The organism is Streptomyces sp. BV286, from assembly GCF_019090165.1.
Taxonomy (GTDB): Bacteria; Actinomycetota; Actinomycetes; order Streptomycetales; family Streptomycetaceae; genus Streptomyces.
Map to the genome: position 1 here is coordinate 109,551 of NZ_JAHRIB010000210.1, position 12,151 is coordinate 121,701.

Annotated in this window: 13 protein-coding genes; 7 read left to right on the plus strand and 6 right to left on the minus strand. The window is 68.3% G+C overall.

What is annotated here, in order from left to right; all coding sequences use genetic code 11:
* Nucleotides 1-567: 567 nt before the first annotated feature.
* Nucleotides 568-1,032 carry a DsbA family protein gene (locus KUF83_RS40155; RefSeq protein ID WP_217460049.1) on the minus strand — a complete coding sequence of 155 codons (465 nt, stop codon included), beginning with the start codon at nucleotides 1,030-1,032 and terminating at the stop codon, nucleotides 568-570.
* A 95-nt stretch (nucleotides 1,033-1,127) separates the two neighbouring features.
* Here KUF83_RS40155 and KUF83_RS40160 point away from each other — a divergent pair, with 95 nt between their 5' ends.
* Nucleotides 1,128-1,514: a helix-turn-helix domain-containing protein gene (locus tag KUF83_RS40160; protein ID WP_217460101.1), complete on the plus strand. Its 387-nt coding sequence runs from the start codon at nucleotides 1,128-1,130 to the stop codon at nucleotides 1,512-1,514.
* A gap of 264 nt (nucleotides 1,515-1,778) precedes the next feature.
* Here KUF83_RS40160 and KUF83_RS40165 read toward each other — a convergent pair whose 3' ends face one another.
* The 3 genes from KUF83_RS40165 to KUF83_RS40175 all read right to left on the minus strand — a co-directional run bounded on the left by KUF83_RS40165 (nucleotide 1,779) and on the right by KUF83_RS40175 (nucleotide 4,363).
* Nucleotides 1,779-2,414 carry a DUF6461 domain-containing protein gene (locus KUF83_RS40165; protein WP_217460050.1) on the minus strand — a complete coding sequence of 212 codons (636 nt, stop codon included), beginning with the start codon at nucleotides 2,412-2,414 and terminating at the stop codon, nucleotides 1,779-1,781.
* 174 nt (nucleotides 2,415-2,588) lie between these two features.
* The gene (locus KUF83_RS40170; protein ID WP_217460051.1) at nucleotides 2,589-2,927 is read right to left on the minus strand and encodes a co-chaperone YbbN; all 339 of its coding nucleotides are present in this window, start codon (nucleotides 2,925-2,927) and stop codon (nucleotides 2,589-2,591) included.
* A gap of 296 nt (nucleotides 2,928-3,223) precedes the next feature.
* The gene (locus KUF83_RS40175) at nucleotides 3,224-4,363 is read right to left on the minus strand and encodes a CdaR family transcriptional regulator (protein ID WP_217460052.1); all 1,140 of its coding nucleotides are present in this window, start codon (nucleotides 4,361-4,363) and stop codon (nucleotides 3,224-3,226) included.
* An 86-nt stretch (nucleotides 4,364-4,449) separates the two neighbouring features.
* Here KUF83_RS40175 and KUF83_RS40180 point away from each other — a divergent pair, with 86 nt between their 5' ends.
* Together KUF83_RS40180 and KUF83_RS40185 are read left to right on the plus strand one after the other, a co-directional pair.
* Nucleotides 4,450-5,505: a ferredoxin reductase gene (locus KUF83_RS40180; RefSeq protein ID WP_217460053.1), complete on the plus strand. Its 1,056-nt coding sequence runs from the start codon at nucleotides 4,450-4,452 to the stop codon at nucleotides 5,503-5,505.
* A 7-nt stretch (nucleotides 5,506-5,512) separates the two neighbouring features.
* A complete protein-coding gene (locus KUF83_RS40185) occupies nucleotides 5,513-6,631 on the plus strand; it encodes an acyl-CoA desaturase (protein WP_217460054.1) in 1,119 nt (372 codons plus the stop codon).
* A gap of 338 nt (nucleotides 6,632-6,969) precedes the next feature.
* Here KUF83_RS40185 and KUF83_RS40190 read toward each other — a convergent pair whose 3' ends face one another.
* Together KUF83_RS40190 and KUF83_RS40195 are read right to left on the minus strand one after the other, a co-directional pair.
* Nucleotides 6,970-7,413, minus strand: coding sequence for an SRPBCC domain-containing protein (locus KUF83_RS40190; RefSeq protein ID WP_217460055.1), 444 nt, complete (start codon nucleotides 7,411-7,413; stop codon nucleotides 6,970-6,972).
* Between the two features lie 5 nt (nucleotides 7,414-7,418).
* Nucleotides 7,419-8,354, minus strand: a complete 936-nt coding sequence (locus tag KUF83_RS40195; RefSeq protein ID WP_217460056.1) for an NADP-dependent oxidoreductase — start codon at nucleotides 8,352-8,354, stop codon at nucleotides 7,419-7,421.
* A gap of 137 nt (nucleotides 8,355-8,491) precedes the next feature.
* Between KUF83_RS40195 and KUF83_RS40200 the strand changes: the two genes are divergently transcribed.
* The 4 genes from KUF83_RS40200 to KUF83_RS40215 all read left to right on the plus strand — a co-directional run bounded on the left by KUF83_RS40200 (nucleotide 8,492) and on the right by KUF83_RS40215 (nucleotide 12,073).
* Complete coding sequence (locus KUF83_RS40200; protein WP_217460057.1) at nucleotides 8,492-9,328, plus strand: LysR family transcriptional regulator; 837 nt, start codon at nucleotides 8,492-8,494, stop codon at nucleotides 9,326-9,328.
* Nucleotides 9,329-9,650: 322 nt separating this feature from the next.
* On the plus strand, nucleotides 9,651-10,361 hold the full coding sequence (locus tag KUF83_RS40205) for an SDR family oxidoreductase (RefSeq protein WP_217460058.1): 711 nt from the start codon (nucleotides 9,651-9,653) through the stop codon (nucleotides 10,359-10,361).
* A 91-nt stretch (nucleotides 10,362-10,452) separates the two neighbouring features.
* Nucleotides 10,453-11,457, plus strand: coding sequence for a DJ-1/PfpI family protein (locus tag KUF83_RS40210; protein ID WP_217460059.1), 1,005 nt, complete (start codon nucleotides 10,453-10,455; stop codon nucleotides 11,455-11,457).
* A gap of 217 nt (nucleotides 11,458-11,674) precedes the next feature.
* A complete protein-coding gene (locus KUF83_RS40215; RefSeq protein WP_217460060.1) occupies nucleotides 11,675-12,073 on the plus strand; it encodes a MerR family transcriptional regulator in 399 nt (132 codons plus the stop codon).
* Nucleotides 12,074-12,151: the final 78 nt, after the last annotated feature.

Here is a 12,151-nt window from a genome sequence, read left to right on the forward strand (position 1 = left end):
TTCAACCTCCTCCAGCCGCGAGCCCTGCTTACCGACACAGCAAGCCTCGCCGCTGCGCCCCCGCCTCAGCACCTACGGCACTTCGGCAAGAGACCCGATCACACGTCCTTACCCCGGACCACAGCCCGCAGCCCTCTTCCTCACCACACAACCAGACGGATGCATCACAGACCCGGCGCACGCCGACCACAACCAGCAGCGGTCAGTACCAGTCGGCCGGCCGACTGGCGGGAGACGTCGATCGCGGCACGCACCTCCTGCGTACCATCCCACTCGCCGAGCTGTTCGGCGCCGTAACCGCGGAAGCGTCACTGTCCCGTCCGGTCCCCCAAAGATCGTGGTGGAAGTCGGCGTTGACGTCATCCGGGACGGCGCCGAGCGGTGGCGGCACTCTTGGCTCCGCATCCCGCTGTCTTGAGCGGGATGCGGTGGTCGCGCCGCCATCAGGCAGAGAACCCGGCAGCGAATGGTCGAGCAGGAACGTCGGCGTCAGGAAGAGCGGCAGCGACGACGGACATAGCGACCAGGGCGTGCCGGCCGGCTTGGTGGGCTATGTGGTGAGAGCGGTCATGCGGGTATTCCGACGGCCTCCGCGATGGCGGTTGTGTAGCCCTCGACGCTTGTGGCGCCGACGACGGCGTGGGTGCCGTTGAAGACCGCGAACGGCACGCCCTGGATGCCGAATGCCAGACCGGCGGCCCGCTCGTCGCGGACGGCCTGTGTGTAGGTGTCCCCGGACAACGTCGCTCGGGTCGCCTCGGCCGGAACTCCGGCCTCGGCGCCGACCTTGACCAGTTCGTCCCTCTCGAACCGGTTGACCACGCCGGCGATGTAGCCGCGCTGAAGCGTCGAGAACAGCGGTGTGGCCACGCCATGAGCGCGGGCGAGATGCAGTACACGGTGGACGTCGAAAGTGTTCGCGGCAGAGCGGTCCACGCTGTACGGCAGGCCCTCAGCCTGGGCCAGTTCGGCCAGCTTGCGGGCAGGACATGAGGGCGCCCTCCGATTCTTATCTTTTGTGCGCAGCGCCATCATGCGACAGTATGGAGGCCTCTACAGAAGGCACACTCGTGTCCGTATCGGAAGGGCGTGTTCTCGTGGACACCGCTGGAGCAGCCGCGAAAACGATGCCGGTGGGGCCGTGTGCTCGTATTCCGGCAGAGCAGTCCGACTTCATCCGCGCGATCCTCGACCGCGTCGGCGACAAGTGGACTCTGCTCGTGATCGCCACCCTGCAGCACGGGGTACGTCGCTACTCCGATCTGCATCACACCGTCCCGGGAATTTCCCAGCGCATGCTCACCCTCACGCTCCGGCAGCTCGTCCAGGACGGCCTGATCACCCGCACCGCGTACGCCGAGGTGCCGCCACGTGTCGAGTACGCCCTTACGCCCCTCGGAATCAGCCTCCTCGACATCGTCGGTTCCCTGATCGACTGGGCCTCGACCCATCACGACGAGATCCGTGAGCATCGCAGTCGGTTCGGACAAGCGACAACGAAGCCGACGAGTTGACCAGCCCAAAGCAGCCCAGCCTTTTGAGGAACGGGCTGGCGCAGACGTTTCAGCGCGACAACCTGGCCGCGGGCATAGGTCACGATGGTGCGGGCGCCGACGCCCACGAGATGAAGCGCAAGCCGCCGTCCGTCACGTAGCGCCTGCATGAGAATGGGCACCATTGTGGACTCCACACCGGTGCGGTCTGCTTCCACTCGTTCGTGCACCTCTGATGCCCGGCGCATAGCCTCGCGTGAGGCGAAGATCGTCTGATGCCCGGCGTCAGGTGAAAGCGGCTGCCGGAAGCTCTGTCTCTGTCTCCTCAATGGGGAGGTAGATGCCGAGCTCGCTCTCCAGGAACCGCAGGAACGCGACATCGCCCAACTCGTCACCGTTGTCCACGAAGCCGAGCGCCTCCTCGGCTGGGACGCCGTTCGTAAGGTGCGGCAGGCCAGGCTCGAAGGATGTCACCTCATCACCGCGGTAGGCATAGTCGACGCGGCTGAAGCCCTTCGCGTTGCGATGCACGCAGAACGCCCGTCCCCGTTCGGACAACGACGCGAGGTACGTGCCCGTCCGGCAGTGGAATTCCTCCAGCGCAAACGCCCAGCCCGCCACCGAGCCCGCTCGGACGATGGTCTCCGGCGGGGCGGGCAGAAAGCCGGCGCTCGTCAGCTGGGCAACAGCCGCTTCGTCTTCCGCGTCCAGGAAATCGAGGTCACTGATGGGGTCCTCCTCATCCCGCAGCAGCAACTCGTACGCTGCGGGGCGGCTGAGCAGAACAACGTCGCGCTCCTCGGCGCCGACGTGACGCAGCAGCTCGTACGGCGAGAGGCCCTCACTGAGCGCGAGCGTGAAGCTGGTGCTGTAGGCATCGGCTATCCAGCTCAGCCCGTTCTCCGTAGGTCGCCGGTTCATCAAGTCGCCCTTCCCGCACGGTGGCTGATGCCGCACAGTTGCCGGGCGGCACTGCTCTGGACGGCACTAGGAGCCCGGTGGGGAGTGTCTCAGTCACAAGGTGACTCAGGCGACGCAGCCCTCATGACGGGACGAGACGTGACGGGCGTCGCGGCCACGTACCGCAGCGGCCGCTCAGAGGTGGCCGTCCAGGACCTTCCGCACCTCGGTGATGGTCATGGGCCCCGTGCCGTGCGCCACCACCTCTCCCTCCTTCAGCAGGACGTAGGACGGGGCTCCGGTGATCCCGTATCGGTCGGTCGCAGCCGGACAACGCGTGATGTCGGCGCGGACGGCCGTCAGGCGGCCCGTGTAGTCGTCGGCGATGCCACCCACGACGAGGTCCATCACCCGGCTGGGCTCGATCGCCTTGGGCCATGTCCCGGTGAAGTATGCGAGGACCGGAACAGCGCTCATGCCGAGGATGAAATTGAACTCCGCGTCCTCACGGGGTCGGTGAACCCGCATCGCCATGGAATCTCCTGCCGTCACATTCCGCCATTCCCTCCCCATCATCCCTCGCGCTGCGTGCCGGGCCGGCCCGTGCGCATCGTCCACCGGATCCAGGCGAGCCGTATCCGCCACAGCGCTCCTCAGAAACAGCGCCCCCGACGGGCTTCCCGAGGCCTTGCCCGGTCTGCACCTCACCCCCGGTCTCAGCTGGCTCACACCGCTCTTCGCCGGCTCGCATGAGCCGGCTGATGACGCCGGGAACGAGGCACGATGCCTGGACCGCTCGCGGACGCGGTCGTGGACGGTCGGCGTACGCGTCAGTTGCCCCGAAGACCGACCGCCAGCGTCAGTTCGAGGACCCGGTGGGGCGATGCGAGATCCGGAAACAGCTCCCTCAGCTGCGTCATCCGGTACCGGACCGTCTGGGGATGGACGAACAACGCCGCCGCCGTCTCGTCCCGCCTGCCCTGGTGCAGCAGCCACGCGCGCAAGGTCTCCTCCAGCTTCCGCGCGGTCGCGACAGGCAGGGTCCGCAACGGTGCGAGGGCTCGGGCACGCAGGTCTGCGAACGCGTCCGCATCGGCGCTCAGCACCAGCTCGGGCAGGTGCTCCTCGGTGTCGCGGATATCGGAGGAGAGGGAACGCGCGCGCACGGCTCGTGCGTACGAGGCGGACGCACGAGTCCATGGCCGGGCCGGGCCGACCACGGCAGTGCGGTCGGTCAGCTGCCGCAAGAGATGTGATCGGTCGGCATCGGGGACGAGCAGCACACCGGTGGCGTCCGGCAGATCGTCGAGGACGAGGGAGCCCGGGTCGAGCCTGCGGTAGGCGGGCCGGGCCTGGGCGGCGGGCAGCAGGACCGCGGTCAGCGAAACCGGAGGCTGCCACCCGGCCCGTTGGACGGAGGCCAGCAGCACGTCCGGACTCGCGTCGGCGAGGAGGTCGCGAACCAGTTGTTCCAGGTGACGCTCATGAGCCCGGCCCCGGACGGCCAGTTCGTCGGCGTGGCCCGCGGCACTCGCGGCGGAGAGCTCGTCGATGTAGGCGAAGGTCAGCTCGGCGAACTTGGCGACCTCGGCGGCGGGCAGACCCGCGGGTACGGCACCCGCGGCCAGACCTCGCCAGGCCACGCGGGCGCCGACGCGGTAGGCGCTGAGCAGGGCGTCCATCGAACGGCCGTCGCGTACCTCGCCACGGCCCAGCTCGTAGGCTGCGTCACCGGCGTCGCCGCCGGTGACGTTCCCGCTCGCGAGGTCCAGGTAGTGACCCAGGGCGGTACGGACGGCTCGGCGGATGGTGCCGCCCATGCGGCCCGACAGCGCGTTGGCGTAGGGAGGAACCTCGTCGATGATCGCCTGGACGACCTCGTCGGCGGTGCTCTTCAGCACGGCCCGAAGTGCGGTGACCGTCGTCTCGTCCAGGGCCAGCTCGGTGGCCCTCTGGATTGCATGGCTCATTTTTTGTTCCCTGCGAACAATTCAGCCGACCAGATTTACGTCCTGTGGTCAGGACTTTACGCCCTGAGGCGCAGCAAGCTGAAGTCATGACGAGTACAGCCCTTCGCAGCAGGGCGTGGAAACTGCTGGAGATGGTCACGACGCCGCTGTTGCCGTCGGACTACCTCGACCTGGTCAGCCCGCTCCGTGCGGGCGCTGACCTGCGTGGGCGCATCGAGGCCGTGCACCCCGAGACGGGTGACGCCGCGACCGTCGTGATCAGACCGGGACGGGGCTGGCGCGGCCACACAGCCGGTCAGTACGTGCGGATCGGGGTCGACGTCGACGGGGTGCGCCTGTGGCGTGCCTACTCCCTCACCTCGCCGACCGACCGCCAGGACGGCCGCGTCACGATCACCGTGAAGGCGATCCCGGACGGCAAGGTCAGCAACCACCTGGTCCGCAGGGCGAAACCGGGCACGCTGATCCAGCTCGACCAGGCGACCGGTGACTTCGTGCTGCCGCAGGCCAAGCCTGCCAAGGTGCTCTACCTGACGGCCGGCTCCGGCATCACTCCCGTGATGGGCATGCTGCGCGACACCGAGTTCGACGACGTCGTCATGGTCCACTGCGCGCCACAGCCGCAGGACGTGATCTTCCGCAACGATCTGCACGACCTGGTCGCGGACAAGAAGCTTCAGCTCACCGAGGTGCACACCGACACCGACGGCATGCTCGACATCGCCCGTCTCGACGAACTCGTGCCCGACTGGGCCGAGCGCGAGACCTGGGCCTGCGGGCCCGCGGGCCTGCTCGACGCCGCCGAGGAGCACTGGACCGAGCACGGCGTCCAGGAGCGCCTGCACACCGAACGCTTCCGCCCCAGCATCGTCGTCGCCGGCGACGGTGGTGAGGTCACGTTCAGCACCACCGGCAAGACCGTCGACGCGGACGGCGCCACGCCGCTGCTGGACGTCGGCGAGGAGGCCGGCGTGCTCATGCCCTCCGGGTGCCGCATGGGCATCTGCTTCGGCTGCGTCACGCCGCTCAAAACGGGCGCCGTCCGCGACCTGCGCACCGGCGAGATCACCGAGGCCGAGCCGGGCGTCCTCATCCAGACCTGCGTGTCCGCTGCGGCGGGCCCTTGCGACATCGAACGGTAGGAGCACCTTGACCGCCATCGACCCCACCGCCCACCTGACCGCGGAGCAGATCGAGGAGCTCGGCCGCGAGCTGGACGCGATCCGCGACGAGGTGATCGCCGCCCGCGGTGAGAAGGACGCCGCCTACATCCGCAAGGTCATCTCGGCGCAGCGCAAGCTCGAGCTGGCAAGCAGGGGCGTACTGCTGTTCTCGATCTTCCCGCCCGCCTGGCTGATCGGCACCGCCGGTCTGTCCGTGGCGAAGATCATGGACAACATGGAGATCGGCCACAACATCCTGCACGGCCAGTGGGACTGGATGCGGGACCCGAAGATCCACTCCACCACCTGGGACTGGGATCACGTCTCGCCGGCCGAGCAGTGGAAGCACTCGCACAACGAGCTGCACCACACGTACACCAACGTGATCGGCAAGGACAACGACCTCGGCTACGGCATCATGCGCGTCGACGAGGACCAGAAGTGGCACCCGTTCCACCTCGGGCAGCCGCTGTGGAACTTCCTCAACGCCTGCTTCTTCGAGTACGGCATCGCGGCGTACGACCTGGAGCTCGGCAAGAACCTGAACAAACGACGCCGCAAGAGCCCGGAGTTCCGCGCGCGGGCCAGGGCCGTGGGCCGCAAGATCCGCAAGCAGGTGCTCAAGGACTACGTGATCCACCCGCTGTTGTCGGGCCCGTCGTTCCTCCCCACGCTCGCCGCCACGTTCACCGCGAACCTGGTCCGCAACCTCTGGACCCACTCGGTGATCATGTGCGGGCACTTCCCCGAGGGCGTGCAGGTCTTCGAGCGTCGGTCGATCAAGGGCGAGACGCGCGGCCAGTGGTATCTGCGCCAGATGATGGGCTCGGCGAACATCAGCGGCAGCAAGGCCATGCACTTCATGAGCGGCAACCTGTCGCACCAGATCGAGCACCACCTGTTCCCGGACCTGCCGAGCAACCGGTACGCCGAGGTCGCGGTGAAGGTGCGCGCGTTGTTCGACAAGTACGAGCTGGACTACGTCACCGGGCCGCTGCCCAAGCAGGTGTTCTCCGCGTGGCACAAGGTCTTCCGGCTCTCACTGCCGAACAAGAAGCCCAAGGTCACGACGCCGGACCGCGAGCAGGAGCTCGTCGCGGCCTGATTGCCGGTGTTGGCTGCGAGCTTTCGGCCATACCGGCGGCACCCCCGGGTTCGGTGAGATCCGTTGCGGACGGTGGGCGGCCGCGACATCTCCGTTGCCACGGAGATCCGCGACGCAGCCGGTTTGTCTGTCCGTCTCAGAACATGCCGCATCCCTCTGCCAAGGCCGTACGAAGCTCCGTGGCACCGGCGGGTCTCCCGGGTCGCGGGTCCAGGGCGGTCGGGGATCGGGCAGGTCGGTGATACGGCTGTCCTCGGCTGCGCCTGGTCATGCCTGCCGCCCGCGGACCGTGGTTGGGGGAGGTCCGGTCCGCGGGCGTGCCTGGCTGAGCTGGGTGATCAGTGGCCGGATTCGACGCGCTTCTTCAGAGCCCTGACGTAGCTCGCGGAGCCCTCCTCCATCTGAGCCCGGGCGGGTTCCACGGTCTCCACGGCGGCCGATCCGGTGAACTCCTCGGATTCCGTGAAGTGGGTTGCGCCGTCGTGCGGTTCGAGGACGAAGGAGTGCAGCCCCGTGAGGACGTCGGGAATGCCGCCCGTCCAGGCCAGGCGTTTGGGTGCCTCGTAGTCGACGACCGTGAACTCGTAGGCGCCGTCGTTCTCGGTTCCCAGCGTCAGCTGGGCCTGCAGCCGGGTTCCGGGCAGGACCTCGGCGGGAACGTCGACGAAGCGCAGCGCAGGGTGCCACTCCGCGTATCCGGCGAAGTCGGTCAGGACCCGCCACACCTGCTCGGGCGAAGCGTCGATGTCGGTGACCGCGGTGATCACAGGATTGTTTGCCATGGTGCTCAGACCCCCCTGCGGTTTTCGAGGACGACCTTGCCCCGGACGTGGCCGCCGGCCAGCAACTGCTGGGCCTGCGCCGCTTCTTCGAGCGGGAAGGCCCGGTCGATGTGGACGGTGAGCTTGCCTTCCTCGGCGAGTTCCACCAGCCGGGTCAGGTCGTCGCCGTCGAGGTAGAGGTAGACGTCGATGGCCCCCGGGTACTCGGCGGCGGACCGTGTGATCGAAGCGACGCGCACCCCGAGGGCGGCGACGTCCTGTGTCGTGGCCAGGGAGCCGCGCCCGGCGGTGTCCAGGACCGCGTCGACCCCGTCCGGGGCGATCTTGCGTACCTGCTCGACCAGTTCGTCGCCGTAGCGCACCGGCGTCGCGCCCAGGGAGGCGATGAACTCCTGGCTGGCCTCGGAGCCCGTTCCGATCACTCGTGCGCCCCGCGCGACGGCGATCTGGACGGCGAGGTGTCCGACGCCGCCCGCTGCCCCATGCACCAGCACGGTGTCACCGGCCGCCACCTCAAGGCTGTGCACGATCGCCTGGTAGGCGGTGAGCCCGGCGACCGGCAGCCCGGCGGCCTGGGCCCAGCTCAGGTTCCTCGGCTTGCGCACCAGTTGGCGCGGCTCGGCCGCGACCTTCTCCGCGTAGGTGCCGTGGTGCATGATCTGTCCGCGGACGAACCCGATCACCTCGTCGCCCGGCCGGAATCCCGCCGTCGCCTCTCCGGCCTGCTCGACGACCCCGGCCACATCCCACCCCGGGATCACCGGGAAGAAGAAGTCCACGACGGGATCCACGGCTCCGCTCTGGAATCCCAGATCCGCCGGGTTGAGCGCCGCCGCCTCGATTCTCACCAGCACGAGATCGGCGAACATCTTCGGATCCGGGATGTCGGTGACCTCAAGGACGTCGGGTCCGCCGAAGCTCTGGTACTGAACAGCCTTCACAGCTCTGCCTTTCGTGTTGCCTGCGGTTCGGCGCAAGCAGCCTGGGGCGCCCGGGAGTGGAGGGCGCACAACCAAGCTGACCAGGGCGTCTTCGGCGGAGCAATGACTGTCTGGGCACGGGGTTATACCTTGGATGCATGAATCAGCTGGAGACCCGGCAACTCGCGTACTTCGTGGCCGTGGCCGAGACGCTGCACTTCGGCCAGGCCGCGGAGAACCTCGGCATCACGCAGCCGCCGCTGTCCCGGGCCATCGCCCATCTGGAGAGGCGTGTGGGCGTCCCCCTGCTGGAGCGCACCACGCGACAGGTGCGGCTGACAGCCGCGGGTGAGGTCTTCCTGGCTGAATGCCGCACGATTCTGGCGGCGCTGGACACTGCCGTACGCAAGGCGCTCAAAGCCGCCGGGCAGCAGCGGGTCACCCTCGCGGTACGGCCCGCCACCGGCCCCGGCGTCCTGCCCGCGCTCCTGGCCGCCGACGCACAGGGTCCGGACGGCTCGCTCACCGACGTCGTGTTCACCTATGACGAGATCGGCGCCCTTAGGGACGGCACCGCGGACGTCGCCCTCATGTGCCAGTCGACTGCCACACCTCCCGGTCTCCAGCTGATGGAGCTCGGCGTTGAGGAGCCGGTCGTCCTGCTCCCGGCGGGCCATCCGCTGGCCGACCGCCCGTTCTTGACCCTGCCCGAGGTGGAGGCGCTGCCGAGCTACGAAGCCGAACTGCCCCACGAGGCACTGGACACCATGGTCGACCGCGTGGCGCTGGGACAGCTCGTGCTCGTCGTCGGCGACAGCGTCCGCGACCGTCTCGGCAACTCCGTACGGGCCGTGCCCGTCCACGGATACCCGGACACCCAACTGGTCCTGGCCTGGCTCCCGGACGCCAGCCCGGCGGCGTCCCGCCTCACCGCGGCCGCCCAGGCCGTGCTGGAACAGCGCACGCTGCGACGGCCGGAGCCAGCAAGTAGCTGACCGGAGCGGAACCCGGCCGTACACAGAGGACGGTCAGCACGATGTGCAGCGGGTGTCAGTGCCAGTCGGCGGCGAGGCAAGCCCTGCTGGTCCTCCCGCCTCGTAGGCTATCCGTCCCGCCTGGGTCCGGCCGCTTCCTCGGTCCGGACTCAGCCGCAGCGGCGCACAAGGTGCCCGAAACGGTTCTTCTCGCGGAGTCCCACCCTCAGGACCTACCCCCAGGACTTGCACCTGACGTTAGCGTCAGGTTCTAGCGTAGGTGATGTCGGCCCCCACCAGGGCGTTTCCGACAACGCAACTCCTACGTGAAGGACCACCCCCCATGGACATCGCCAACTCTGTCGCCCTTGTCACCGGTGCGAGCCGCGGCCTCGGCCGTCACTTCGCCACCCAGCTGCTGGAGCGGGGAGCGAGCAAGGTGTACGCCACCGCACGCAACCCCGAGAGCGTTGATCTGCCCGGAGCGGAGGTGCTGCGGCTCGACATCACCGACCCGGCTTCCGTCGCCGCTGTGGCGGAAGCCGCCTCGGACGTGACGCTGCTGGTCAACAACGCCGGCATCATCACCACCCACGGCCTGGTCGACGGCGACCTGGACCAGATCGAACTGGAGATGGACACCGCCTACTACGGCCCGCTGCGCATGATCCGGGCCTTCGCCCCAATCCTCAAGGCGGGTGGCGGCGGCGCGATCGTCAACGTCCTGTCGGTCGCGTCCTGGGTCCCTTCCGAGCACTGGGGCGCCTACAGCGCCGCCAAGGCCGCCGCCTGGAGTCTGACCAACAGCGTCCGCCTCGAACTCTCCGGCCAGAACACTTTGGTCACCGGCCTGTACCTGGGACCCACCGACACCGACATGGCCCGCGGGGTGCCGTTCGAGAAGAACGACCCGGCCGACGTCGTCAAGGCCACTCTCGACGGGATCGAGGCCGAGCAGGCCGAGGTCATCGCCGACGCGCTGTCTGTGCAGGCCAAGGCTAATCTGGCGCTGGACCCCGCCGTGATCTACACACCGGCCGCTGTCTCCGCCTGACATCCAGGCCCACTCACCACGGGCGCGACCCTGCGCAGCCGAGGAGCGCCCCCTCCACTCCCCCAGCTCACAGAGCGAAAGAAGGCCCGCCATGAACGCCCCCGTCTCCTCCAAGCCCAAGGCCCTGATCATCATCCCGTCGGCCGCTCTCCTGCCGCTCACCGCACCGGCTGACCACCCCGGCGTCTCGACCGGGTTCTACCTGGTCGAACTGGCGCAGATCCTCAAGGAATTCGGCGACGAGTACGACTTCACCTTCGCCACCCCCGGCGGAATCGTCCCGCAGCTGGAAATCAACGGCCTGGCCCTGCCGATGCACGCCGCGGACAAGTTCAGCTCCGCGAACATCACGGCCACCGCGGCGCAGGCGTTCCGTTTCGATGTCGACACCTTCCGCGCCAAACGGCCAGGGCTTGTCGCCCGCCGGGACGGCGAACTCGCCCTCGCCCGCCGCTACCTGGGCCGCCTGCCAGTCTCCGAAGCGCTGCCCGGCAGCGACAAGGAAGTCGTGGTGCTGCGCGACGACCTGGTCAAGTCGATGCAGGATCTGCCGGAGCACACCTACCTGTCCATCGAGCAACTCGTGCTCAGACACCGCGACCCCGAGGACTCCTTCGACCTGAGCGGCTTCGACTTCGTGCACATGCCCGGCGGCCACGCCCCCATGGTCGACTTCGTCGACAACCCCTGGCTCGGCGAACTCCTGCACACCCTGCGGGAAAACGGGGTGATCATCTCGCTGATCTGCCACGCACCCATCGCCATGGCCTCGGCCAAGTACCGGGTGGGTGCCGACGGCACCGTCGTCACCGACCTCGATCACGCCTTCAAGGGCGTGCGCGTGACCACGGTCGCCAAGTCCGCCGAACTCTTCGTCCTCAGCAACGGCTACCTCAAGATCCCCGGCAAGAAGGTGCGGATGGGCTACTACATCGACGAAGCCCTCCGGAGCGCCGGCTACAAGGTGGAGACGACCACCAACCCGACCGCCATCAAGGTCATCTGGGAGGAAAATGTCCGCCTGCTCACCAGCAACGGCCCCCAGTCCATCGACGAGCACACCGCCCGCCTGCGCACCCTCCTGCCGAGCCACTGACCCTCCCTCTTCCTGGCATCGCCGGGATCACAGATCTGGCGCATGCCGTCCGCGGATGGCATGCGCCAGATCTGTATGCATCCACTGATTCGCCGTGATCCGGCGCGCTGCTGCCGGACGAGACGAAAGGCCCACGATGTCGACTTCAGCTACGCTGAAACCTCACGCCGACGTCAGATGCAACTCTGGCACGACGCCAACCCGGCAAGGAGGAGCGATGCGGATCGGAGAGGTCGCCGAACAGGCGGGGGTGAGCGTCCGGGCGCTGCGCTACTACGAGGAGCAGGGCCTGCTCGGCGCCACGCGTACCGGCGGGGGGCAGCGGCAGTACCCGGACGGCGCGGTCGCCCGAGTCAGGATGATCCAGCAGCTGTACTCCGCCGGCCTGTCGAGCAGGCTTGTCCGCGAGGTCCTGCCGCGGTGCATGAACGAGGGCCCCTCGCCCGTCGGGTTCAGCGACAGCCTCATCACCGAACGGGCCCGCATCGACCGCCAGATCGGCGACCTGACAGCAGTGCGCGCCCGCCTCGACGAGATCATCGAAGTGGCTACGGACCCCAGCCACCCGCACCACAGCCACCCCGTACGCGGCGGCGCTGCCGCGAGTACCGCCTGAGCCGACCGACCCCACCCTCATTCCAGTGGGGTCGCTGCGCGCGGAACGTCGTCCTCCTGTGTGCACGTGCTCGCCGTG